This is a genomic window from Janibacter anophelis NBRC 107843, from assembly GCF_001570945.1.
GTDB lineage: Bacteria > Actinomycetota > Actinomycetes > Actinomycetales > Dermatophilaceae > Janibacter > Janibacter anophelis.
The window spans coordinates 14,992-38,750 of the sequence record NZ_BCSQ01000003.1 but is presented as its reverse complement, the minus strand read 5'-3'; the positions used below and the strand labels follow the sequence as shown (position 1 = coordinate 38,750).

The window sequence follows — 23,759 nt, the reverse complement described above, 5'->3', positions numbered from 1 at the left end:
CACTGGTGCCGTGGACCCGCGACTCATCGCCACCGATCTCGACGGCACCCTCCTGCGCACGGACGGGACCGTCTCGCAGCGCTCGGTCGACGCCCTTCGAGCCGTCGCGGACGCGGGCCTCGAGACGGTCCTGGTCACCGCCCGCCCGCCGCGCTGGCTCGACGAGCTCGCGCACGTCGTCGGGGCCCGCGGCGTGGCGATCTGCGGCAACGGCGCCTTCCGCTACGACGTCGCCGAGCGGCGGATCTTCGGCGTGCGCTCGATCCCGCGCGACGTCGTCACCGAGATCGTCCGCGACCTGCGCGAGCAGCTGCCCGGCACCGGCTTCGCCGCCGAGCGGCACACCGGCCTCGCGGCGGAGAGCATGTTCGCCGCGATCCATGACCACCCCGAGGACCTCGTGACGACCTCGGCGATCGAGCTGCTCACCGACGCGTCCGTCGGCAAGCTGCTCGCCCGCAACCCGCACCTGACCGACGAGCAGTTCATCGAGGTCGTCACCGAAGTGGTGGGGGACCGGGCGATCGTCGCCTTCTCCGGGGCGGGCGGCCTGGCGGAGATCTCCGCGGCGGGCGTGACCAAGGCGGCCGCGCTGGCCGGCTGGTGCGCCGAGTTGGGCATCGACGCGAGCCAGGTGTGGGCCTTCGGGGACATGCCCAACGACCTGCCGATGCTCACCTGGGCGGGCCGCTCCTTCGCCGTGGCCAATGCCCACCCGGAGGTGCTCGCGGCCGCGACCGACCGCGCGCCGGCCAACGACGAGGACGGCGTCGCGCAGGTCCTCGAGGGTCTCATCGGGTGAACCGCCGGATCCCACGATCCGGACGCCCGGTGCCGCGTGTGCGCCGGTGGTGCCATGGTGACCGGGTGATGCTTCAGATGACGACCCGAGTCGCCACCGCGACCCAGCTCATTATCTAGGCGCGACGAGCCACCTGCTCGTCGCGCGGACCTCCCACACCCGGGGGGTCTTTTGCTTTTGTCGAGCAGGCAGCGACAACAGCAATCGGGTCCGGAGCACACCCCAGCCACGGACGGGCGCGACGAGCAGGTGTCACACTCACCGCGGGAGGCGAGCGCCTCCCTTCGTCCCCATCCCGGAGTGACCACGATGACCGGCTTCCACGTCTACGACACGACGATGCGCGACGGTGCCCAGCAGGAGGGCATCAACCTCTCGGTCGTGGACAAGCTGACGATCGCCCGTCACCTCGACGACCTCGGCGTCACCCACATCGAAGGGGGATGGCCCGGGGCCAACCCCAACGACACCGAGTTCTTCGCCCGGGCGCGTACCGAGCTGCAGCTGCACACGGCGACGCTCGCGGCCTTCGGCGCCACGCGTCGCGCCGGTGGGTCCGCGGCGACCGACCCGCAGGTGCAGGCGCTGCTCGACTCGCAGGCGCCGGTCATCACCCTCGTGGCCAAGATGCACCCCGGGCACGTCGAGCGAGCCCTGCGCACGACCCGCGAGGAGAACCTCGCGATGATCACCGACACCGTCTCGCACCTGCGCGCACAGGGGCGCGCGGTCATGGTCGACGGCGAGCACTTCTTCGACGGCTACCACCTCGACCGCGACTACGCGCTGGCCTGCGTGCGCGCCGCCCACGAGGCCGGCGCCGAGGTCGTCGCCCTGTGCGACACCAACGGCGGCATGCTCCCGGGCCAGGTCAGCGCGGCCGTCGCCGACGTCATCGAGGCCACCGGGGCGCGGCTGGGCATCCACTGCCACAACGACACCGGCTGTGCCGTCGCCAACACGATGGCCGCCGTCGAGGCCGGGGCCGACCACGTGCAGGGCACGGTCAACGCCTACGGCGAGCGCACCGGCAACGCCGACCTGATCACCGTCGTCGCCAACCTCCAGCTCAAGCTCGGCATGGACCTCGTCGAGCCGCACCGGCTGCAGGACGCCACCCGCATCGCGCACGCGGTGAGCGAGGTGACCAACTTCCCGCACTTCTCCCGCCAGCCGTACGTCGGCTCGGGGGCCTTCGCGCACAAGGCCGGACTGCACGCGAGCGCGATCAAGGTCGACCCCGACCTCTACCAGCACATCGAGCCCAAGGACGTCGGCAACGACATGCGCATGCTCGTCTCGGACATGGCCGGGCGCGCGACCGTGGAGCTCAAGAGCCGCGAGTTCGGCGTCGACCTCGCCGGTGACGACGCCGCCCTCACGCGGGTGCTGGCGAAGGTCAAGGAGATGGAGCAGCGCGGGTACACCTTCGACGCGGCCGACGCGAGCTTCGAGCTGCTGCTGCGGCGTGAGCTCGAGGAGGCCGCGCCGGAGTACGCGCAGGTCGAGTCCTGGCGGATCATGATCGACGCCCGCGGCGGGGTCGACGCCCTCTCCGAGGCGACGGTCAAGGCCGTCGCCGGCGGGCAGCGGCTCGTCGCGACGGGGGAGGGCAACGGTCCGGTCAACGCGCTCGACCAGGGCCTGCGCCAGGCGCTGTCGGTCGTCTACCCGGAGCTGGAGCGGATCGAGCTCATCGACTACAAGGTGCGCATCCTCGACGCCGCCCACGGCACCGACGCGACGACGCGGGTGCTCATCGAGCACAGCGACGGCCAGACCTCGTGGACGACCGTCGGCGTCGCGCCCAACATCGTCGAGGCCTCGTGGGAGGCGCTCGTCGACGGCATCACCTACGGCCTGATGCGGGCAAGGGTGCCGGTGCGCTGAGGCCGCCGGGTGGAGGTATGCGCGCGGGTGATTCGTCGGCGGGTCGGCGTCCACCCGCGAAGGGCGGCCTGTGGAGTCAGGACGAGATCGGGGCGAGCCGCACGCCGACGGCCTCATAGGTCTGTCGTGCCCTGCGATCGCGGGTGAGGAGCGCATGGTCATGCTCTTTGGCCGTGGACGCGACGAGACCGTCGTAGACCGTTCCGCCACGCAGGCCTCGGGCGGTGAGTCGGCGAAGCGCCTCGAGGTGTCCGTCGGGTGAGAGTGTGATGACCGGCAGGTCGAGCTGCTCCAAGGCCTCGAGCACCACCGGACCGTCGAGCCGGTGGGGAGCGGGCAGTCGGGTGAGGACGCTGAGGGTCTCGAGGAGCACATGCCCCGGCAGGGCCGTGCAGCGCGCCATGGCGGCCCCGGCCACCTCGTGGTGTTCATGCCACGAGGCCAGTGCCGGCACGAGCACGCTGGTGTCGCAAGTGTGCTGGTCGGATCGGCTCACCGGCGGGTCTGCTCGAGGGCGTCGCGGACCTCGTCATCAGTGAGGGGCGGCAGCGGCTCGTCGGGAACGAGACGCACACCTGCATCGTCCGCGACCACGCGTGCTGCCGTCGGTGCGACCTCGATCTCCAACCGACCATCGGTGAAGACGATGTCGATCTGCTGGCCGGCCTCGAACCGCATCGCGTCGCGCAGAGACTTCGGGACGACGATCCTGCCCGCTCCATCGATGGTTGTCCTCATGGCATAAATCTACCATCAGCCGTCGCTGGTCGGCTGAGGCCGCCGGCTGGAGGTATACGCGCGGGTCATTCGTCGGCGGGTCGGCATCCACCCGCGCGTCGGCGAGGTCTCCGTCAGCCGGCCACGTGGCCGAACCGGTGCCGGGTCGTGCTCACCGCCTGCTCCCGGACGAAGGGGAGGACCTCCCGGCGTCCCGTGGCCAGGACCTCGCCGGTGATGTCGTCGACGCCGGCGGCGACGAGTCCGTCGACGAGCGCGGCGGGCACGTCACCGATCGCGCGCACCCGCACGTCGCGGGCGTGCTGCGCCCGGGCGAGCGCAGCGGCGTCGTCCTCGGCGACGACCTGCACGTGCCCCAGGCTGGCGGGCAGCTCCACGGCCGGGTCGGCGGAGATCGTCACGTGGGCGCCGGTGAGGGTCGCGGCGGCGACCAGGCGCACGACCTCGACGACCCGCGTGCCCGCGGCAGCGCGCACGAGCACCTGCGGGTGCGGGCGGTAGCGGAAGGCATTGGTCTCGACGACCAGGGCGCTCTCGTCGTGCTCCACGCCGAACTCGTCGGCCCACGCGGCCGCGTCGCTCGCCAGCGCCGCGTCGAGCCAGGCCCGCTCGTCTGCGGAGACCCGCTCGCCGAGCCCGGCGAGCTGGGCGTCGACGGTGGAGCGGACGGCGGAGGTGACGGGCGCCCCCTTCGTCGGCAGGCCGGTCGCCGACCACGTGCCGAGCTGGGCCACGTAGTTGGGGCCACCCGCCTTGGCGCCGGGGCCGATCGAGCTGGCCTTCCACCCACCGAAGGACTGGCGGCGCACGATCGCGCCGGTGATGTGCCGGTTGACGTAGGCATTGCCGACCGAGACCGTGTCGGTCCAGCGCGCGATCTCGTCCTCGTCGAGGCTGTGCAGACCACCCGTCAGGCCGAAGTCCGTCGCGTCCTGCAGCTCGATCGCCTCGTCGAGGGAGTCGGCACGCATCAGGCCGAGCACGGGGCCGAAGACCTCGGTGAGGTGGAAGAAGGAGCCGGGACGCACTCCGTCCTTGACGCCCGGCGACCACAGGCGACCGGTCTCGTCGAGCTGCTTCGGCTCCACGAGCCAGGTCTCGCCGGGCTCGAGGGTGGTGAGGGCACGCAGCAGCTTGCCGCTCGGAGCCTCGATGACCGGCCCCATGCGGGTGCCGAGGTCGCTCGGCCAGCCGACGGCGATCGACTCGACCGCGTCGACGAGCTGCCGGCGGAATCGCTCGGAGGTCCCGATCGAGCCGACGAGGATGCCGAGCGAGGCGGCCGAGCACTTCTGGCCCGCGTGGCCGAAGGCCGACTGCACGAGGTCCGCGACGGCGAGGTCGATGTCGGCGGAGGGGGTGATGACCAGGGCGTTCTTGCCCGAGGTCTCACCGAGGACGCGGGCGCCGTGCTCGCGGTCGGCCCGCCACCCCGCGAAGAGGCGCGCGGTCTCGCTCGCGCCCGTCAGCACGACGGCGTCGACGTCCGCGTGGGCGACGAGGTGCTGACCGACTTCGTCCTCGTCGGTGCGCACGACCTGGAGCACGTCGCGCGGGATGCCGGCGTCGTGGAGCGCTGCGACGGTCGCCTCGACGCAGACCGGGGTCTGCGGGGCCGGCTTGATGATGACGGACGAGCCGGCGGCCAGGGCCGCGAGGACGCCACCGATCGGGATGGCGACGGGGAAGTTCCACGGCGGGGTGACGAGCGTCAGGGCGAAGGGGGTGAATCCCGCCCCGTCGGTCATCGGCCCGTCCTCCAGCTCGAGGGCGCGGTCGGCGTAGTAGCGGGCGAAGTCGACGGCCTCGGAGATCTCGGGGTCGGCCTCGGCGACGGTCTTGCCGGCCTCACCCGCCATGATGGCGAGCAGCTCCTCGCGGCGGGAGTCGATCTCGCGAGCAGCCTTGCGCAGCAGGTCTGCTCGCTCAGCAGCCGGCCTCGCGGCCCAGGCCACGTGGGCGTCCCGGGCGGTGGCGACGACCTCGTCGACCGCGCCGGTGCTGCCCAGGTGCGGGGAGGTCGGCTCGGGTCGACCAGCCGTGACCGCGCGGGCGGCCCACTCGCGGTGGGCGGGCAGGGCCGGGTCGGAGTCGGGGGTGTTGTCGAAGACGTCGCCGATGGGCGCCCGCTCCGCGGAGCGACGCGGCCCGACGGGGGTCGACCCGATTGCCTCGACGCTGGCCCGGAAGCGGGCCTCCTGCTCGGGCATGGCGCTGGGGTCGTCGGAGAACGAGGCGTGGATGTAGTTCTCCGGCGAGGCCGTCTCCTCGAGCCGGCGCACGAGGTAGGAGACCGCGGCGTCGAAGTCCTTGGGGGCGACCACGGGCGTGTAGAGGATGACCGTGCCGACCTCGTCGCGCACGGCGCGGGCCTGCGCCGGCGACATGCCCTGGAGCATCTCGACGTCCAGGGCGGACTGCACCCCGCGGTGCTGCGCGAGCAGGTGGGCGGCGGCCACGTCGTAGAGGTTGTGCGAGGCGACACCCAGACGCAGGGCACCGGCGAGCTCGGGACGCAGCGCCCGCTCGATGCAGCGCAGGTAGTTGGCGTCGACGTCGGCCTTCGTCGAGTAGGGCGCCTGCTCCCAGCCGTGCATGACGGCCTCGACGCGCTCCATGGCGAGGTTGGCGCCCTTGACCAGGCGCACCTTGATCGGGGCGCCGCCGGCGTCACGTCGGGCGGTCGCGAACTCGATGAGCCGCTCGAGGGCGGGCAGCGCGTCGGGCAGGTAGGCCTGCAGGACGATGCCGGCCTCGAGGTCGTGGAACTGCGGCTCGGACAACAGGGCCATGAAGACCTCCATCGTCATCTCGAGGTCGCGGTACTCCTCCATGTCGAGGTTGACGAAGGCGTGGGGCGTGGACGCCTTGGCCGTCTCGTAGAGGGGGCGCAGGCGGTCGAGGCAGCGCTCGACGGTGCCGTCGGTGTCCCAGGTGCTGATCTGGCTGACGAGCGAGGAGACCTTGATCGAGGCGTAGTCGACGTCGTCGCGGGCGAGGATCTCCCGGGTGCGCTCGGTGCGCGAGGCGGCCTCGCCCTCGCCGAGCACGGCCTCGCCGAGCAGGTTGATGTTGAGGCGGAACCCGTCCTCGCGCGCAGCGGCGAGGTGCTTGCCGAGCCGGGGGTCGCGGGCGTCGACGATGAGGTGGCCGACCATCTGCTTCATCCGCGCGCGGGCGGCGGGCACGACGACCTGCGGGGCGATCCGGGCGGCGCGTGCGCCGAGGCCGAGGAGGGCGCGGTCGAGCCCACCGAGGAAGGAGGCCGAGTCCGACGCCGTGATCCGGTTGAGCGCCTTGGCCGCCACCCGGTTGTCCTCGGGGCGGGCGACCCGGTCGACGAAGAACACCGCGAGGTCGAGCCCGGCGTGGTCGGACAGCAGCGCGGCGAGCTGGCCGGTCGTCTGCGCCTCACGCTTGGTCTCGCCGGCCTCCGCGGACGCGGACCAGCGCTCGGCGAGGGCGATCGCGTCCTCGACGAAGGGGGCGAACGCTGCGGTGGCCGGGTCGGTGCTCGTGATGGTCGTCATGCTGTCGACGGTAGGCGTGCGACGTGGCCCGCGCCACGGACAGGTGTCCGAATCGGTCCGGATATCGACATACAGATGTCTAGTGTCGTCCCACGTGGCATGCCGCGGTGGGCGCGGGGGTACGGCATCGGCATGACGACGCACATTGCACGGACACAGGCGGGCCGCGACGGCCCCTGCGCAGTCGTTGCCGGTGCCTCCCGGGGCCTCGGTCTGCTGGTCAGCGCCGAGCTGGCCGCACGGGGCTACCGGGTCCGCGGGTGTGCCCGCGACCGCGCCGAGCTCGACCGGGCAGCGCGCCTGATCGAGGACGGGCTGGTCGGCCCGACCTCCGGGCCGGTCGCCGGGTCCTTCGTCGGGGACGTCTGCGACGTGACCGACGCGCCCGCGGTCGAGGCCTGGGTCGAGCAGGTCGGCCGGGACGAAGGGCGGATCGACGTCGCGATCCACGTCGCCGGGATCATCCAGGTCGGCCCCGTGGAGTCGACGACCCTGGGGCACTTCCGGGCCGCGGTCGAGACGATGCTCATGGGTCCGGTGCACCTCTGCCTCGCGGCCCTGCCGACGATGCTCGCCGCAGGCTCGGGGCGGATCGGCGTCGTCAGCTCCGTCGGCGGAGTCGTGTCCGTGCCGCACCTGCTGCCGTACTCGGTCGCGAAGTTCGGCGCAGCAGCCCTGACCGAGGGGCTGCGCTCCGAGTTGGCCGACACGGGTGTCACGTCGACGACGATCATCCCGGGGTTGATGCGCACGGGCGGTCACGTCAACGCGCAGTTCGTCGGGGACGCCCCGCGGGACTACGCGTGGTTCGCCCCGGGAGCCTCGCTGCCCGGGCTGTCGGTCTCGGGGCCGCGAGCGGCCCGACGCATCGTCGATGCCGTGCTGGCGGGACGTGCGCAGGTCGAGCTCACGCCACTGACCTGGGTGGGTCGCCGCGTGCACGGCGTGGCCCCCGGGGCGACCTCACGCCTCCTCGGACTGGTGGCCCGAGCCCTGCCCCGAGGTGCGCGGACCGGGCCGTCGATGTCGCGCGAGACACCCCACGTGGTCGGTGCTCGTGCCCGTGCCGAGCTGGGGTCGAAGGTGGTCGACGCCCTGAGCGTCCTCGGTGACCGCGCGGCCCGTCGGCACAACGAGCTCTCGGACCGGACGGACCGGGGCGACTGACGAGCGCACGACCGATCGTGGACCACCGCATACATTTGTCCGGTGGCTGACGTGCAGGACCTCGTCGACGAGGCATCCGCGATCCTCCTCGCCCCGGTGACCCTCGAGGACCGGCGCTTCCGGCTGCTCGCCTTCGCCGCCCACGCCGAGGACGCCGACAGCGTGCGCGTCGAGACCGTCATGTCCCGGGGTGCGCACCCGCGCACGCGGGAGTGGTTCGAGAGCTTCGGCATCGCGCGGGCGACCGGGCCGGTGCACGTGCCAGCCGACCCGGAGCGGGGGACCGCGGCGCGCCTGTGCCTGCCGGCCCGGTGGCACGGCGTCGTCCACGGCTACCTCTGGGCAGTCGAGCCGCCCGAGGGCCTGACGCCCGAGCGGATCCGGGCAGCGGCCGTCCTCGCCGACCGGGCGGGCGCCCACCTCGCACGGCTGGCCTCGCGACGCCACGAGACCGAACGACTCGTGCTCGACCTGCTCGACGCGGCTGCGGGCGGCGGTGCCGGACCGGCGCGCGAGCTCGCCGACGAGCTCGCCGTCGATCCCGCGACCCACGCGGCCGTCGTCGTCCTCGGCGCGGCCCCTGGCGTGCGGCTGCGCGCCGAGGAGGTCCACGGCCCCGGAGGGCTGCCGCGCCGCATCGGGGTCGCCGAGCGGTCGGGTGACCTCGTCCTCGTCGTGCCGGCCGACGACGACCCCGAGGTGCACGACGCGGCCGAGTCCGCCCTTCGCGTCCTGGCCAAGGTCACGGACGCCCACGTCGTCGCCGGCGTCGGACGGCTCGTCGCCCTCCCCGTCGTGGCGAGCTCTCTGCGGGAGGCGCGCGCCGCCCTTCGCGTCGTCAGGCCCACGCCCGCCGGCGGCGAGGTCCCGCCCGTCGCCGCCCGCGTCCACCCGTGGGCCTCGCTCGGCATCGAGCGGCTGCTCGGCACCGCGGCCGGTGACGAGCTGCTCGAGGCCGTGCGCACGCCCGCCGTCGCCGAGCTGCTCGCTGCCGCACCGGAGCTCGTCGAGACCGCCCAGATCTACCTCGACGAGGCCGGCTCGATGGCCGCCACCTCCGACCGGCTCGGCCTGCACCGCCAGAGCATCTACGCCCGCCTGCGCCGCGTCGAGTCACTCACCGGCCTCGACCTCTCCCGCGGCCGCGACCGCCTCGAGCTCCACCTCGGACTCCTGGTGGCCACCAAGGACAGCGGTCACGGGAGCCGCCCGCACACCCGGACGACGGAGGAGGGTCGGCGCGAATCAAGCCGAAGTCGAGAACGATGAGGTGACGACGCGACAACGAAGGACTTCGGCCCAGCGCCGATCCTTCTTCGTCGGGAGGACCACGCGGTCACTCCGAGGAACGTGAGACGAGACGCTCCGCCAGCTGGTAGACGGCGGTCAGGGCGGCGACGGCCGCCGTGACGTGGAGGAGCAGGGCGAGGGCGACGCTGGCGATCATGCCGGCGGCGCGGAATCGACCCCAGAGCAGGCCGAGCAGCAGCGGGATGACGATCGCGCCCGCGGCGCCGGTGAGCAGCTCGATCCACCAGTCCTGCTCGCCCATCCACGGGACGCCGCCGACGAGCGGGACGTCGATGTCGAAGAGGTCGAAGGTGGCGAGCACCCCCACCACCGCGGTGACGAGGAGGGTGCCGACGGCGGTGATCCGCAGCCGCCAGAGCTCCGCGGGTGACCAACGCGTGCGACGGTCCTGGAAGATCGTCCCGAGCGTCACCGCGGTCCACATGAGCCACCGGCGGATGAGGCCGGTGCCGGTGTCGGCCATGGCTGCGCGGAAGACCAGGTCCGCCCGTTCTCGGTCGATGTCCACCCCTGGCGCCGCGATGTAGGAGCCGCTGACGAGCCCGTCGTGCAGCAGCGCCGCGGGCAGGTGCCGGCCCGTGCGGGGGACGAGCCACAGGAAGATCGACGGCACCGACGTCAGGTCGGTGGTGAAGGTCGCCGTGTCGACCGGCACGAGCAGCTGCCCGAGCTCACGGTCGCGGTAGCCCAGACGCCGCGCCATGCGGAACTCGTCGACCTGCATGTCGAGGGTGCGCTCGAGGACGATGAGCGGGGGAGCGGTCGGGTCGGGCTCGCCTCCCGACGGCCCGCCGTCGTAGAAGCGTCGGGGTTGGGTCTCCAGCGGCGCGTCCACACCTCCAGCATGACATCGCCCGGGGTCTGTGGAGCTCCCCAACTGGCCAGTCTGCTACTTCCGAGTCGAGTCATGGACGACGATGGGCGAGTCGAACATGCTTTCGATCGCCGTTCGTCGTAGAGTTATCCGCATCGGCGATCGACAAGGAAGGCGCGGAGAGCTATGGCGAGAAGTCATCTCGATTTGGACTCCATCCATGACGGGGACTGCCTCGAATGGCTCAAAGGCATCCCGGACGAGTCGGTAGACCTAATAGTTTCGTCGCCACCGTACAACATTGGCAAGGAGTATGAGAGCCGACGGGCCCTCAAGGTGTACCTCGAGGAGCAGGCCGAGGTTCTGAGTGAGTGTGCCAGAGTCTTGAAGTCGACCGGATCGATATTCTGGCAAGTGGGCGCTTATGCTAACAACGGATCTCTCGTGCCCTTGGACGTAAGATTCTTTCCAATTCTTGAAGAACTAGATCTTATCCCGCGTAACCGTATCGTCTGGATTCGGCAGCATGGACTCCACGGCAAGAATAAATTCTCTGCCCGTCACGAGACCGTGCTCTGGTTTACCAAGTCGGATGAGTACAAGTTTTTCCTTGACCCGATCCGTGTTCCTCAAAAGTACCAGAATAAGAAGTCTTGGCGGGGTGACAATAAGGGCGAGTTGACCTGCAACCCTCTTGGCAAGAACCCTGGCGATATCTGGATCTTTCAGAATGTAAAGCACAATCACGAGGAGCAGACGGTCCATCCAGCGCAGTTCCCAGAGGATTTAATCTCTCGAATTGTGCTGTGCTCGACGGAGCCTGGAGATGTGGTCATGGATCCGTACATGGGCACTGGCACGGTGGCAGTCGTTGCGCGGGACAATGAACGCCATTACATCGGCGCGGAACTGGACGCCGGATACCATGCGGTTGCCCTCCGTCGACTCTCTGGCGAGCCAGACGCCCAAGGGGTTTTTCCGAACCTTAAGACTCTTCGGGACTATTGCCAGAGGACTGGGGGCGACCCAGCTGACTACCGATTTGACGTGCAAACGGCCAGAGTTGCCTCTGGGCGCGCAAAGGCAAAGCGATTCAGTGAAGAGCATCACCTTGCCCAGTTGGAGGAACGTCTCGCCATTGAGGAAGCGGCCTTCGGGGATCGTATCCGGGGGCTCGGAGATGGTCGGCCTGACTTAGGGCGCTTCCGCGCCAACGCGACGCCATCGCTATTCGATGACGAGACGGTTTAGCGTTGCTTGACTCTGCCTGGGATCGCAAAGTCGTATCCAACAGATTTGGTGGTGCGCAGGTTGGTTTGGCTGGCTGCCGTAAACCTTCGCGATTCGAGTTGCAGAATGTGAACCAACTTTACCGGGGGTGAATCGCCGCGGCTTGGTTGCCGTATTGGGTGGATTTCATCCAAGTGATGTCAAACTGCCTGATTGTTGTTTGTGCCTCGCGTGCGTATCGCCCCGCGTACACGTTCCAGGCTGCCTCCATTGGCGAAGTTTTTGGGACCATAAGTCCGACGAGGCGAATGGGGATCTCGAAGACTCCGAGAGTTGTGACAGTATCAATTTGTGCATTTGCTTGCTCGAAGTAGAGTGTGCTATTCGAGGCCGGGAATGACCCTGATTTCGTGACGATGATGAGCGCTTCTGCTGGAGCCGTCAAGGGTGCGACGACTGCTTTCGACTGGAAAATCGCCTCGCTGCGAATGATGTTGTTCCATAAGAAGGGGTAGTTGCTGAACTGCCACTCGGCTAGGACTGCGCCTTTGCCTGCGTCCCAGTCCTTCCCGAAAGGGCGCAGATCTCCAGGTACTGGAGCCTTGCGCCAGCCCGCTGCGTCTGCGGCAACTGTCAGACGCGCGTTGGTTCCCTTCGGGTCGAAGATCGGTCTGCCAATCTTGCCAGCTTGGTCGCTCGCCTGAAGTTGCGGTGTGAGGTTGTCCAGTACATCAGCGATTTCGGCCCAGCGTTGGTGTCCAGTAGTTCCGAAGTATTCAGCGGAACCGTTGAAGTCTCGAATCTCGATCTGCACGCAGTGATCCTTTGTCTCGATTTATTGGGTGATTCTAGGCAGGGGCCGTGGTCTTTGCTGAAAAGTTGGGAGCAGCAAATGTTTCCGCACTCACCCCTGACCAAATTCTGCGTTGGACTGGGTGTGCCTGGTCTTGGCCACTGTCATGTAGGAATGCAGGTCGTCGCAGACCTCGAGCAAACGACGACGAAGGGAGTTGGACGTCACCATGAGCTCGCGCTGGCGGGCGACGTACTCGGCCTTGCCCTCCGCCGTCTCGATGGCGACCGGGTCCAGCCCGAGCCCCGACACGTCGTAGGGCGAGGCCTGCATGTCCAGGCGCCGCACCCGCAGCGCGTGTCGGAAGGCATCGAGCGTCACCTCCGACGGCACCGCCGGCGCGAGCTTGAAAGCCCACTTGTAGGTGTCCATGCCCGCGTGCAGGCAGGCGGGCTGCTCGTGGTCGACCTGGTCATCACGGGTCGGGCGAAGGGTGTTGCGCCCCACTGCCTCTGGAGTGAAGAAGCGATAGGCGTCGAAGTGGCTGCACCGGATCCGGTGCCCGTCGACGACCGCGTCCGTCGCCTCCTGCCCCAGGCGAAGGGGGAGCTGCTCGTGCCGCTGCCCGCCGGGCTGGAGGCGGTAGACCATCGCCCATTCGTGCAGGCCGAAGCAGTCGTGGGTGCCCGGCCGCGACAGGGTCGCCGTGAGCAGGTCCCTCACAAAGGTGACGGTCCGCCCCCTTCGCCCGACGAAGTCGTCCACGTCGAGGCGGACGCTGCCGTCCGAGTCCACCGTGTAGCCGGAGCGCCCGGTGTAGACGTCGGCGGCGTCGAGCAGGGTCATGTCGGGTCCCGGGTGCCAGCGGCGCAGGTGCGACGGGCGGTGGGCGTAGTACTCGAAGAGGAAGTCCTCGACCGCGTGGCGCTCGCCGCGTGCCCGCCGCTCACGGTGGGCGGCCGTCAGCTCGTCGACCGCCGCTTCGTGGGCCCGCGCACGAGCACGCCACTCGTCACGGGTCAGGGTCGTCATCGGGGCAAGGCTAGATGGTCACTAGGGTGGTGCCGTGCGCATCGCGAGATACACCGAAGGTGACGACCCCGTCTACGGGCTCGTCGACGCAGACGGCAAGAAGATCGCCGAGGTGACCGGCGACCCGCTCTACCAGCGGATCGAGCTGACCGGTCGGACGACGACGGTCGACGAGGTGCGACTGCTCGCGCCGGTCATCCCGCGGAGCAAGATCATCGGCATCGGGCGCAACTACGCCGACCACGCCGCCGAGATGGGCAACGAGGTCCCGGCCGAGCCGATGATGTTCCTCGTGCCCAACACGGCCGTCGTCGGCCCCGGCGACCCGGTCGTCATCCCGACGGCGCTGACGTCCAAGGTCAGCTTCGAGGGCGAGCTCGCGGTGATCATCGGCCGGATGTGCAAGGACATCGAGCCCGAGGAGGCCAAGAAGGTCATCTTCGGCTACACGATCGCCAACGACGTCACGGCTCGCGACCTGCAGCGCGGCGACGGCCAGTGGGCCCGCGCCAAGGGCATGGACACCTTCTGCCCGCTCGGCCCGTGGATCGAGACCGACCTCGACCCGCAGGACGTCTCGATCGTCACCCGCCTCGACGGCGAGGTGGCCCAGGACGGCCACAGCTCCGACATGGTCCACGGGGTCGCGGCCCTGATCAGCCACGCGTCGAAGTCCTTCACCCTCCTGCCCGGCGACGTCATCCTCACCGGCACCCCGGCGGGTGTCGGCCTCGTCGACCCCGGGCAGCGGGTCGAGATCGACATCGACGCGATCGGCACCCTGTCCAACCCCTTCGTCGCCTCCGAGTGACCGGGTCCTGACGTGGACGTCGCCCGGTCGGTCCCGCTCTTCGTCCTCGCGGCGTTGCTCGAGATCGGCGGGGCATGGCTGGTCTGGCAGGGCATCCGTGAGCACCGCGGCTGGCTGTGGATCGGGGCCGGAGTCGTGGCGCTCGGCCTCTACGGGGCGGTCGCGACGCTGCAGCCCGACGCGAGCTTCGGTCGGATCCTCGCCGCGTACGGCGGCGTCTTCGTCGCCGGGTCGCTGCTGTGGGGGATGGCCGTCGACGGCTTCCGCCCGGACCGGTGGGACACCGCGGGCGCACTCATCTGCCTCGTCGGGGTCGCCGTGATCATGTACGCACCTCGCGCGGACTGACGAAGGGGGACGCCCCCTTCGTCCCGTCCGGTCGCCGACGGTATCGACGGCGATACGATCGGCCCATCATGAGCGACTCCTCTGCACCCTCGAAGCCCTCCGCCCCCCGCCTGCGCGTCGCACCGTCGCCGACCGGTGACCCGCACGTCGGCACGGCCTACATGGCCCTGTTCAACCTCGCCTTCGCGCGGCAGCAGGGCGGCCAGTTCGTGCTGCGCATCGAGGACACCGACCGGGCCCGGTTCAACGAGACGAGCGAGCAGCAGCTCTACGACACCCTCGGGTGGCTCGACCTGCGCTGGGACGAGGGCCCGGACGTCGGCGGCCCCTACGCGCCGTACCGGCAGAGCGAGCGGCTCGAGACCTACCGTCCCTACGTCGACAAGCTCATCGAGGACGGCCACGCCTACCACTGCTGGTGCTCCACCGAGCGCCTGACCGCGATGCGCGAGAAGCAGCAGAAGCTCAAGCTGCCCACGGGCTACGACCGCATGTGCGTCGGCAAGACCCGGGAGGAGCGCGCGCAGCTCGAGGGCTTCAACGAGACCCCCGTCGTGCGCATGCTCATCCCCGAGGACGCGCCGACGACCTTCGAGGACATCATCCGCGGGACGGTCTCGGCGCCCCGTCCCGACGACCAGGTGATCCTCAAGGCCGACGGCTTCCCGACCTACCACATGGCCGTCGTCGTCGACGACCACGAGATGGGCATCACCCACGTCGTGCGCGGCGAGGAGTGGATCTCCTCCACGCCCAAGCACGTCCTGCTCTACCAGTGGCTCGGGCTGGAGCCGCCGAAGTTCGCGCACATGCCGTTGCTGCGCAACCAGAACAAGTCGAAGATCTCCAAGCGCAAGAACCCGGAGGCGCGCCTCACGTGGTTCCAGGAGCAGGGCTACCTGCCCGAGGCCGTCGTCAACTTCCTCGGCCTGTTGGCCTACCCGCCGGCGAAGGGGGAGGACGGCCAGGACGTCGAGAAGTTCACCTTCGAGGAGTTCTCCCGCGACTTCGCCTGGAGCAAGGTCAACACCGTCGGCCCGATCTTCGACCTCAAGAAGCTCGAGTGGCTCAACGGTGCGTGGATCCGCGACCTCGAGCTGGGTGACTTCACCTCGCGCCTGCTGCCGTACCTGCAGGCCGACGGCGTGCTCGGCGACAACCCGTCGCTGGGGGAGCTGGCCCGGCTGAAGTCGGTCGCCGAGCTCATCCAGACCCGGATGGCGCTGCTCACCGAGGCCTCCGCGCTGGTGCGGCCGTTCTACACCGCCGACGCCGACCTCGTCATCGACGAGGACGCGCGCGCCGGGCTGAAGGACGACGCGGGCCAGGTGCTCGACGCGGCGATCACGGCGCTCGAGGGGCTGCACGTGCCCGCGGGGGTCCTCTCGGAGGAGGCCCGCAGCGGCAACGAGTGGAAGGCCGAGCAGATCGAGGCGACTCTGCGCGAGGCGATCGTCGAGGGCATGGGCATCAAGCCACGATTCGCCTTCGGCCCGCTGCGCACCGCGGTCTCGGGGGCGCGGATCAGCCCGCCGCTCTTCGAGTCGATGGAGATCCTCGGCCAGCCCTCGACCCTCGCGCGCCTGCGCTCGCTGCGGGAGTCGCTCGCCTGAGTGACGATTTGGGGTGACGGAGGTTGACGGGTAGCATCGTCTCTCGGTTCACGGGCCGCGCGGAGTTCGCTCCGAAGGGTCAGTGATACCCCCTTGGGGTATGGTGTAATTGGCAACACGGCTGATTCTGGTTCAGTTGTTCTAGGTTCGAGTCCTGGTACCCCAGCGCTGAGAGCGGTTCGCCGCTCGATTTCGGAGAGTGACCCCTTTCGGGTTAAGGTTCTCTCCGTTGCCCAGCCGGTCAGCCGGTCGGGAAGCACATATGGCCCCGTTGTGTAGTGGCCTAGCACGCCGCCCTCTCAAGGCGGTAGCGCGGGTTCGAATCCCGTCGGGGCTACATCGGTCGAAGGCCCCCGCTCATCCGAGCGGGGGCCTTCGTCGTGTCCGCCCGCGCAGCGTTGTCCGCTCGACCCGAGTACAGCGGACGGGCGGGAGGGGTGGCGCAGCATCAAGCCGATGTTGAGCACGACGACATGACCACACGACGACGAAGGACATCGGCAGCGCGCTGCCCCTCCGGGCCGGGAGCGGGAAGCAAGCCCGACTCACTCCGTGTCGCGGTCCGCGGCCTCGGCTGCCTTGGCGTGCTTCTCCAGGACCTCGGTCAGCTTGTTGGCGCCGGCGATGACGGTCGCGGCGTGGAGGCGACCGGGCTGGCGGGACAGGCGCTCGATCGGGCCCGAGATCGACACGGCCGCGATGACCCGACCGCTGGGGGAGCGGACCGGTGCCGACACGGAGGCGACGCCGGCCTCGCGCTCGCCGACGCTCTGCGCCCAGCCGCGGCGGCGCACCCCGGAGAGCATCGTCGCGGTGAAGGCGGCCTCCTGCAGGCCACGGTGCAGCCGGTCCGGCTCCTCCCAGGCGAGCAGCACCTGCGCGGCGGAGCCGGCGTGCATCGACAGAGTCGCGCCGACCGGGATCGAGTCGCGCAGACCGACGGGCCGCTCGGCCGCCGAGACGCACACGCGATGCTCGCCCTGGCGGCGGAAGAGCTGGGCGGACTCGTTGGTGTGGTCGCGCAGGGCGCCGAGCACGGGGCCGGCCGCGACGAGCAGCTTGTCCTCACCGGCGGAGGCGGCCAGCTCACCCAGGCGCGGGCCGAGCACGAAGCGGCCCTGCATGTCGCGGGCGACGAGCCGATGGTGCTCGAGCGCGACGGCGAGCCGGTGCGCCGTCGGCCGGGCCAGGCCGGTCGCACCGACGAGCTGCGCGAGGGTCGACGGGCCCGCCTCGAGGGCCCCGAGCACGATGGCGGCCTTGTCCAGGACGCCCACTCCACTACCGTTGTCCATGGACTGATACTGACATCTCATGTCGTGAGACGCAAGATCCGGTCCGCCCGCGACGTGCAAATGTCATGGGTGACACACCGTGCCCTCACCGTGGCACCACGCATGGATGGGAAGAGAGACATGGCTGGAACGCTGGCCGAGAAGGTCTGGGCAGAGCACGTCGTCCGACACGTCGACGGGGAGCCCGACCTGCTCTACATCGACCTGCACCTCCTTCACGAGGTGACGAGCCCGCAGGCCTTCGAGGGGCTGCGCCTGGCCGGTCGGCAGGTGCGCCGACCCGACCTGACCCTCGCGACCGAGGACCACAACGTCCCGACGACGCCCGGCCCGATCACCGACCCGGTGAGCAAGGTCCAGGTCGAGACGCTGCGCGACAACTGCGCCGAGTTCGGCGTGCGCCTCTACCCGATGGGTGACGCCGAGCAGGGCATCGTCCACGTCGTCGGCCCGCAGCTCGGGCTGACCCAGCCGGGCATGACCGTCGTCTGCGGCGACAGCCACACGAGCACCCACGGCGCGTTCGGCGCACTCGCCTTCGGCATCGGCACGAGCGAGGTCGAACACGTGCTCGCCACGCAGACCCTCTCGCTCAACCCCTTCAAGACGATGGCCATCAACGTCACCGGGCAGCTGCAGCCGGGCGTGACGGCCAAGGACATCATCCTCGCGGTCATCGCCAGGATCGGGACCGGCGGTGGCCAGGGCTACGTCCTGGAGTACCGCGGTGAGGCCATCGAGGCGCTGTCCATGGAGGCGCGCATGACGGTGTGCAACATGTCGATCGAGGCCGGCGCCCGCGCCGGGATGATCGCCCCCGACGACGTCACCTTCGAGTACCTCAAGGGTCGCGACCACGCCCCGACCGGCGCCGACTGGGACGCCGCCGTCGAGCACTGGCGCACGCTGCGCACCGACGACGACGCCGTCTTCGACGCCGAGGTCACCATCGACGCCTCGACGCTCACTCCCTTCGTCACGTGGGGCACCAACCCCGGCCAGGGCTCGCCGCTCGGCGAGGCCGTGCCCGACCCCGAGGCGATGGCCGACGAGACCGACCGCGTCGCCGCCGCCAAGGCACTGGAGTACATGGGCCTGACCGCCGGCACCCCGCTGCGCGAGGTCGCCGTCGACACCGTCTTCGTCGGCTCGTGCACCAACGGGCGCATCGAGGACCTGCGCGCCGCCGCCGAGGTCATCAAGGGGCGCCACGTCGCCGAGTCCGTGCGCATGCTCGTCGTGCCCGGCTCCGCCCGCGTGCGCCTGCAGGCCGAGGCCGAGGGCCTGGACCGGGTCTTCACCGAGGCCGGCGCCGAGTGGCGCCTGCCCGGCTGCTCGATGTGCCTGGGCATGAACCCCGACACCCTCGCCCCGGGCGAGCGCTCCGCGTCGACGAGCAACCGCAACTTCGAGGGCCGCCAGGGCAAGGGCGGTCGCACCCACCTCGTCAGCCCGCTCGTCGCCGCCGCCACCGCGGTGCGCGGCACGCTGTCGAGCCCCGCGGACCTCGAGCCCGCCACCGCCGCCGCCACCCTCGAGACGGTCTGAGGAGCAGTCATGGAAGCCTTCACCACCCACACCGGCACCGGTGTCCCGCTGCGCCGCAGCAATGTCGACACCGACCAGATCATCCCCGCCGTCTACCTCAAGCGGGTCTCGCGCACCGGCTTCGAGGACGGCCTCTTCGCGGCCTGGCGCAACGACGAGACCTTCGTGCTCAACCAGCCTGCGTACCGCGACGGCTCCGTGCTCGTCGTCGGTCCCGACTTCGGCACCGGGTCCTCCCGCGAGCACGCCGTCTGGGCGCTCAAGGACTACGGCTTCCGCGTCGTCATCTCCTCGCGCTTCGCCGACATCTTCCGCGGCAACTCCGGCAAGCAGGGACTGCTCGCCGCTCAGGTCGCGCAGGACGACGTCGAGCTGCTGTGGAAGTACCTGGAGAACACCCCCGGCGGTGAGATCACCGTCGACCTGACCGCCAAGACGATCGTCGCCGGCGACATCACGTGCACCTTCCACGTCGACGACTACACGCGCTGGCGCCTGCTCGAGGGCCTGGACGACATCGGTCTGACGATGCGCCACGAGCAGGACGTCACCGACTTCGAGGCGCAGCGCCCGAGCTTCAAGCCGGTGACGCAGCCGTCGTGACGATGCGGCACCCCGGCGTGTCGCCGAGGTGAGGACGAAGGGGGCGCCGCGGCGCCCCCTTCGTCGTGCGGTGGTCGGGGAGCGGCTGTCGCAACGAAACCCGTTGTGACGCAGAGGAGTTGGTGCGGACCCGAGCGGTGTACCCCGTCGCGGGCACACGAACCCGGTTGCGGCGCAAGAAAATGTGCAGGGCCAAATCTCACACCCGGGCACCCAGCCGCCCTACCGTCAGTACAGGTCGGGTGCACGGCTCGGCCTTCCTCGCCGGGGGATCACCGGACCGTACAGCTACGGGGAGTGACCGTGAACAAGGCAGAACTCGTCAAGGCTCTCGAGGAGAGGTTGGGCAGCCGCAAGGCCGCCCAGGAAGCGCTGGAGGTCGTGCTCGACACGATCGTGCGCGAGGTCGCCAAGGGCGGCCGCGTCGCCATCACCGGATTCGGCACCTTCGAAAAGGCGGCCCGCGCCGCCCGCACCGGCCGCAACCCGCGCACGGGTGAGGTCGTCAAGATCAAGAAGACGTCCGTTCCGCGCTTCAAGGCCGGGACGAGCTTCAAGGGCTACGTCGCCGACCCCCGCTCGCTGCCCAAGGCCGCTCCCGCTGCCGCCCGTGCCGCTGCCGGCAGCGTCACCTCCGCCGCGGGCACGGCCCTGGGGATCGCCGAGAGCGCCATCCCCGGACGCAAGCCGAAGAAGGCGGCCTCGTCGTCGGCCAAGAAGGCCTCCCCGGCCAAGAAGACCTCGTCGGCCAAGAAGACGTCGTCGGCCAAGAAGGCGACGCCGGCGAAGAAGACCTCCACGGCCAAGAAGTCGACCCCAGCCAAGAAGGCGACGACGACGGCGAAGAAGACGTCGACGAAGAAGGCCACCCCGGTCAAGAAGACCTCGACGGCGAAGAAGTCGACCCCGGCCAAGAAGGCGACGACGACGAAGAAGACGTCGTCGGCGAAGAAGGCCACCCCGGCGAAGAGCGCGGCCAAGAAGACCACGGCGAAGAAGGCCACCTCCAGCGGCAGCTGAGGGGTGTGACGAGGGCCGGCGACCGACACGGTCGTCGGCTCTCCGCCGTCGTCAGCGGATCGTCTCGCCGTCGCCGATGCCGACGATCCACAGCCGCGTCACCCTCGTACCCTCGACGGTGATGCTCACCCGCTGACCTGGGCGCACGAAGCGCAACGCGCTGGCGGCGAAGACCTCCGGAGCAACGTGCAGGCGTCGACCGTCGTCGGTGACGACGGTGGTCGTGTCAGGGTCGTGGGAGAAGACGGTCGCTTGCACAGGACCGAGGGTATCCGTGGCCTAAGGTGAAGTCGGCCCACGGAGGTGGCTGGCTTGCCGGCCGGTCGAACGCAGAGAGGTGACATGGTCGTCCACCGCACGCACACCCCGGTGATCTACCGGGTGGCAGCCGGTCTCCTGCGTGCGGGCATGTGGGCGACCTCCCGCTACGAGGTCACCGGCCTGGAGCACGTGCCCGACGCCGGTGGCTTCATCGTCACCCCCAACCACGTGTCGCACATCGACCCCTTCCCCTGGGCGCACGTGCTGTACAACCGCGGCATCAGCCCGGTCTTCCTCGCCAAGAGCACGCTCTTCGACACCCCGGTCGTCGGGTGGGTGCTGCGCCACGCCAAGCAGGTGCGCGTCGACCGGGAGACCGCGCGCGCCAGTGACGCCCTGGGCCACGCCGTGCGGGCGCTCGAGGCGGGGGAGTGCGTCGTCGTCTACCCGGAGGGGTCCCTGACCCGCGACCCGGACCTGTGGCCCATGCGCGGCAAGACCGGCGCCGCGCGGCTGGCCCTGCTCTCCGGAGCCCCCGTCATCCCCATCGCCCAGTGGGGGCCGCAGGACCTGCTGCCCCGCTACGCCAAGCGCCCCCGCCTCTCGCGACGGCGCACGACGATGCGGATCCGCTTCGGCCCACCGGTCGACCTCGCCGACCTGCAGGGTCGGTCGATCACCGGTCCGCTGGTCGCCACAGCGACGGACCGCATCATGGCCGCCATCACCCAAGAGCTCGAGGAGCTGCGCGGGCAGCGCGCTCCCGCAACACGATTCGACCCGAAGGCCCACGGACTGCGGGTCACGGGCAACTACGGACCAGGAGATGACCGATGAGCCACATCGCAGTGTTCGGAGCCGGCAGCTGGGGCACCGCCTTCAGCACGATCCTCGCCCACGGCGGCAACGACGTGCGGGTGTGGGGCCGCCGCCAGGAGCTCGTCGACCAGATCAACTCGGGGGTCAACGAGGACTACCTGCCGGGAGTGCGCCTCCCTGCCGGGATCACCGCGTCCACCGACCCGGCCGAGGTGACGGACGGTGCCGACATCGTCATCCTCTCGGTGCCCTCGCAGTCCCTGCGTGCCAACCTCGCCGACTGGGGCCACCTCATCGCCGACGGGCCGCTCGTGGTCTCCCTGATGAAGGGCATCGAGCTCGGCACGACCAAGCGGATGAGCGAGGTCATCCACGAGGCGGCCGGGGTGCCCGTCGAGCGCATCGGCGTCGTCAGCGGGCCGAACCTCGCCCGCGAGATCGTCCAGCAGCAGCCGGCGGCCAGCGTCGTGGCCTGCCCCGACGTGGAGGCGGCGAACCGGGTCGCGGCCGCCTGCTCGACCTCGTTCTTCCGCCCCTACACCTCGCCCGACGTCGTCGGCGCCGAGCTGGGTGGCGCGGTGAAGAACGTCATCGCGCTCGCCGTCGGCATGGCGGCGGGCCTGGGCTTCGGCGACAACACCAAGGCGACGATCATCACCCGTGGGCTGGCCGAGACGACGCGCCTGGCGACGGCCCTCGGCGCCGACCCGCGCACGATGGCCGGCCTCGCCGGCGTCGGCGACCTCATCGCCACGTGCATGTCGCCGTTGTCGCGCAACCACTCCTTCGGCGTCCGGCTCGGCGAGGGCATGTCCGTCGCTGAGGTCACCGAGCAGACCAAGCAGACTGCCGAGGGCGTGAAGTCCTGCGCCTCGATCCTCGACCTCGCCCGCGCGCACGGCGTCGACGTGCCGATCACCGAGCAGGTGGCCCGTGTCGTGCACGAGGGCGTCTCGCCCAAGGACATGGTGCAGGTGCTGCTCTCCCGCGCGCGCAAGCGCGAGACGGAGTAGTCACTCCAGCGCGTCGAGCGCCTGTCGCAGGTCGGCCCACAGGTCGTCGACGTCCTCGACCCCGACCGACAGGCGCACGAGGTTGACCGGCACGGCCTCGGGCTCACCCGGCTGGCGCCGGCGGCGCTCGAGCTGCGACTCGACCCCGCCGAGGCTCGTCGACGCCGACCAGATCCGGGTGCCGGCCGTCAGCGCCTCCGCGGCGGCGCTCCCGTCGCCGTCGCCGTCCACCTCGATCGAGACGATCGCCCCCCATCCGGGGTAGCGCACGCGGGCGATCCGCGGGTGGTCGGCCAGACGCCCCGCGAGGTCGGCGGCGTTGGCGCACGCGCGCTCCAGGCGAAGGGAGAGCGTGCGCAGCCCGCGCAGGGCGAGCCAGGCCTCCATCGGTCCGGCGATCGCGCCGGCGAGGGTGCGGTGGCGGGCCAGCCGCGCGCGCAGCTCGTCGTCGCACGTCACGACGAGGCCGAGGATGACGTCGGAGTGCCCGGACAGGTACTTCGTCGCCGAGTGCACGACGACGTCGACGCCGTCCTCGAGGGGCCGCTGGAGCAGCGGCGTCGCGAAGGTGTTGTCGACGACGACCAGCGCGCCGGCCTCGTGGGCCGCGGTGGTCAGGCCGGCGATGTCGGCGACCTCGAGCAGCGGGTTGGACGGCGACTCCAGCCACAGCAGGTCGGCGCCGGGCAGGGCCTCGCACACGGCGTCGGCGTCGGTGACGTCGACCCAGCGCACGGTGACCCGGCCGTCGGCCTGCGCCTCCGTCAGGGAGACGACGACGCCGTTGTACGCGGCCGCCGGGGCGACGACGGTGCCGCCGGTGGGCACGAGGGCCAGCGCCGCGTGCACCGCGGCCATGCCGGACGAGAAGAGGAGCGCTGCGCCCCCTTCGAGCTCGCCGACGGCCTCCTCGAAGGGGGTCCACGTCGGGTTGTCGACGCGGGCGTAGTTGACCGGTCCGTCCTGGATGTAGGTGGAGGTGAAGGTCACCGGCGGGTTGAGCGAGGCGCCGGGGGAGCGCTCCGGTCGGCCGAGGGCCACGACCTTGGTGCGGGGGGACAGGTCGGCCTGCGCGTCGTGCTCGTGCTGCTCCATGCCGCCGAGGCTAGACGTTAGTCTCT

22 protein-coding genes and 2 tRNA genes are annotated in these 23,759 nt (G+C 70.3%); 15 read left to right on the top strand and 9 right to left on the bottom strand.

Annotation, left to right across the window (positions count from 1 at the left end):
• Positions 1-10: 10 nt before the first annotated feature.
• Entirely contained in the window at positions 11-802 is a 792-nt protein-coding gene (locus tag JAN01S_RS01430) for an HAD family hydrolase (RefSeq protein ID WP_068312552.1), read from the top strand.
• 309 nt (positions 803-1,111) lie between these two features.
• Positions 1,112-2,692, top strand: a complete 1,581-nt coding sequence (cimA, locus tag JAN01S_RS01425) for a citramalate synthase (RefSeq protein WP_068312696.1) — start codon at positions 1,112-1,114, stop codon at positions 2,690-2,692.
• Between the two features lie 76 nt (positions 2,693-2,768).
• On the opposite strand, the gene JAN01S_RS01420 is transcribed toward cimA, so the two are convergent.
• From JAN01S_RS01420 to JAN01S_RS01410, 3 genes are all read right to left on the bottom strand, one after another.
• Positions 2,769-3,188, bottom strand: coding sequence for a type II toxin-antitoxin system VapC family toxin (locus JAN01S_RS01420; protein ID WP_068312548.1), 420 nt, complete (start codon positions 3,186-3,188; stop codon positions 2,769-2,771).
• Positions 3,185-3,430, bottom strand: coding sequence for an AbrB/MazE/SpoVT family DNA-binding domain-containing protein (locus JAN01S_RS01415; RefSeq protein WP_084359907.1), 246 nt, complete (start codon positions 3,428-3,430; stop codon positions 3,185-3,187). Before JAN01S_RS01415 ends, JAN01S_RS01420 begins: the two co-directional genes overlap by 4 nt.
• A gap of 113 nt (positions 3,431-3,543) precedes the next feature.
• Positions 3,544-6,960 (bottom strand): proline dehydrogenase family protein, encoded by a 3,417-nt coding sequence (locus JAN01S_RS01410; protein WP_068312540.1) that lies wholly within the window; start codon positions 6,958-6,960, stop codon positions 3,544-3,546.
• Between the two features lie 132 nt (positions 6,961-7,092).
• Between JAN01S_RS01410 and JAN01S_RS01405 the strand changes: the two genes are divergently transcribed.
• Both JAN01S_RS01405 and JAN01S_RS01400 read left to right on the top strand, forming a co-directional pair.
• The gene (locus tag JAN01S_RS01405; RefSeq protein WP_068312693.1) at positions 7,093-8,127 is read left to right on the top strand and encodes an SDR family NAD(P)-dependent oxidoreductase; all 1,035 of its coding nucleotides are present in this window, start codon (positions 7,093-7,095) and stop codon (positions 8,125-8,127) included.
• A 42-nt stretch (positions 8,128-8,169) separates the two neighbouring features.
• On the top strand, positions 8,170-9,396 hold the full coding sequence (locus JAN01S_RS01400) for a PucR family transcriptional regulator (protein WP_068312537.1): 1,227 nt from the start codon (positions 8,170-8,172) through the stop codon (positions 9,394-9,396).
• Between the two features lie 67 nt (positions 9,397-9,463).
• Here JAN01S_RS01400 and JAN01S_RS01395 read toward each other — a convergent pair whose 3' ends face one another.
• A complete protein-coding gene (locus JAN01S_RS01395; RefSeq protein ID WP_068312534.1) occupies positions 9,464-10,273 on the bottom strand; it encodes a DUF1353 domain-containing protein in 810 nt (269 codons plus the stop codon).
• Between the two features lie 186 nt (positions 10,274-10,459).
• Here JAN01S_RS01395 and JAN01S_RS16465 point away from each other — a divergent pair, with 186 nt between their 5' ends.
• Positions 10,460-11,503, top strand: a complete 1,044-nt coding sequence (locus JAN01S_RS16465; protein WP_217999983.1) for a DNA-methyltransferase — start codon at positions 10,460-10,462, stop codon at positions 11,501-11,503.
• Positions 11,504-11,621: 118 nt separating this feature from the next.
• On the opposite strand, the gene JAN01S_RS16785 is transcribed toward JAN01S_RS16465, so the two are convergent.
• Together JAN01S_RS16785 and JAN01S_RS01390 are read right to left on the bottom strand one after the other, a co-directional pair.
• Complete coding sequence (locus JAN01S_RS16785) at positions 11,622-12,296, bottom strand: BglII/BstYI family type II restriction endonuclease (protein WP_157075547.1); 675 nt, start codon at positions 12,294-12,296, stop codon at positions 11,622-11,624.
• Between the two features lie 90 nt (positions 12,297-12,386).
• Positions 12,387-13,307, bottom strand: coding sequence for a 3-methyladenine DNA glycosylase (locus JAN01S_RS01390; RefSeq protein ID WP_068312531.1), 921 nt, complete (start codon positions 13,305-13,307; stop codon positions 12,387-12,389).
• 34 nt (positions 13,308-13,341) lie between these two features.
• Between JAN01S_RS01390 and JAN01S_RS01385 the strand changes: the two genes are divergently transcribed.
• The 5 genes from JAN01S_RS01385 to JAN01S_RS01365 all read left to right on the top strand — a co-directional run bounded on the left by JAN01S_RS01385 (position 13,342) and on the right by JAN01S_RS01365 (position 16,416).
• Entirely contained in the window at positions 13,342-14,118 is a 777-nt protein-coding gene (locus tag JAN01S_RS01385) for a fumarylacetoacetate hydrolase family protein (RefSeq protein ID WP_068312528.1), read from the top strand.
• 12 nt (positions 14,119-14,130) lie between these two features.
• Complete coding sequence (locus JAN01S_RS01380) at positions 14,131-14,466, top strand: YnfA family protein (RefSeq protein WP_068312525.1); 336 nt, start codon at positions 14,131-14,133, stop codon at positions 14,464-14,466.
• Between the two features lie 68 nt (positions 14,467-14,534).
• Positions 14,535-16,079: a glutamate--tRNA ligase gene (gene gltX, locus JAN01S_RS01375; RefSeq protein ID WP_068312522.1), complete on the top strand. Its 1,545-nt coding sequence runs from the start codon at positions 14,535-14,537 to the stop codon at positions 16,077-16,079.
• Between the two features lie 94 nt (positions 16,080-16,173).
• Positions 16,174-16,245, top strand: a tRNA-Gln gene (locus tag JAN01S_RS01370).
• A gap of 98 nt (positions 16,246-16,343) precedes the next feature.
• Positions 16,344-16,416: transfer RNA gene (locus JAN01S_RS01365), tRNA-Glu, on the top strand.
• 208 nt (positions 16,417-16,624) lie between these two features.
• Here JAN01S_RS01365 and JAN01S_RS01360 read toward each other — a convergent pair.
• A complete protein-coding gene (locus JAN01S_RS01360) occupies positions 16,625-17,374 on the bottom strand; it encodes an IclR family transcriptional regulator (RefSeq protein WP_068312519.1) in 750 nt (249 codons plus the stop codon).
• Positions 17,375-17,494: 120 nt separating this feature from the next.
• On the opposite strand from JAN01S_RS01360, the gene leuC reads away from it, so the two are divergent.
• The 3 genes from leuC (at position 17,495) to JAN01S_RS01345 (ending at position 20,545) form a co-directional block, all read left to right on the top strand.
• Positions 17,495-18,922, top strand: coding sequence for a 3-isopropylmalate dehydratase large subunit (gene leuC / locus JAN01S_RS01355; RefSeq protein WP_068312516.1), 1,428 nt, complete (start codon positions 17,495-17,497; stop codon positions 18,920-18,922).
• Between the two features lie 9 nt (positions 18,923-18,931).
• Complete coding sequence (leuD, locus tag JAN01S_RS01350; RefSeq protein WP_068312513.1) at positions 18,932-19,525, top strand: 3-isopropylmalate dehydratase small subunit; 594 nt, start codon at positions 18,932-18,934, stop codon at positions 19,523-19,525.
• Between the two features lie 303 nt (positions 19,526-19,828).
• On the top strand, positions 19,829-20,545 hold the full coding sequence (locus JAN01S_RS01345) for an HU family DNA-binding protein (RefSeq protein ID WP_068312510.1): 717 nt from the start codon (positions 19,829-19,831) through the stop codon (positions 20,543-20,545).
• Positions 20,546-20,596: 51 nt separating this feature from the next.
• Here the strand turns inward: JAN01S_RS01345 and JAN01S_RS01340 are convergent, their stop codons facing one another.
• Entirely contained in the window at positions 20,597-20,803 is a 207-nt protein-coding gene (locus tag JAN01S_RS01340) for a hypothetical protein (protein WP_068312507.1), read from the bottom strand.
• A gap of 84 nt (positions 20,804-20,887) precedes the next feature.
• Here JAN01S_RS01340 and JAN01S_RS01335 point away from each other — a divergent pair, with 84 nt between their 5' ends.
• Both JAN01S_RS01335 and JAN01S_RS01330 read left to right on the top strand, forming a co-directional pair.
• Entirely contained in the window at positions 20,888-21,643 is a 756-nt protein-coding gene (locus JAN01S_RS01335; RefSeq protein WP_068312504.1) for a lysophospholipid acyltransferase family protein, read from the top strand.
• Positions 21,640-22,638: an NAD(P)H-dependent glycerol-3-phosphate dehydrogenase gene (locus JAN01S_RS01330; protein ID WP_068312500.1), complete on the top strand. Its 999-nt coding sequence runs from the start codon at positions 21,640-21,642 to the stop codon at positions 22,636-22,638. The genes JAN01S_RS01335 and JAN01S_RS01330 overlap by 4 nt, the downstream gene beginning before the upstream one ends.
• On the opposite strand, the gene JAN01S_RS01325 is transcribed toward JAN01S_RS01330, so the two are convergent.
• Positions 22,639-23,733: a trans-sulfuration enzyme family protein gene (locus JAN01S_RS01325; protein ID WP_068312498.1), complete on the bottom strand. Its 1,095-nt coding sequence runs from the start codon at positions 23,731-23,733 to the stop codon at positions 22,639-22,641.
• Positions 23,734-23,759 lie beyond the last annotated feature (26 nt).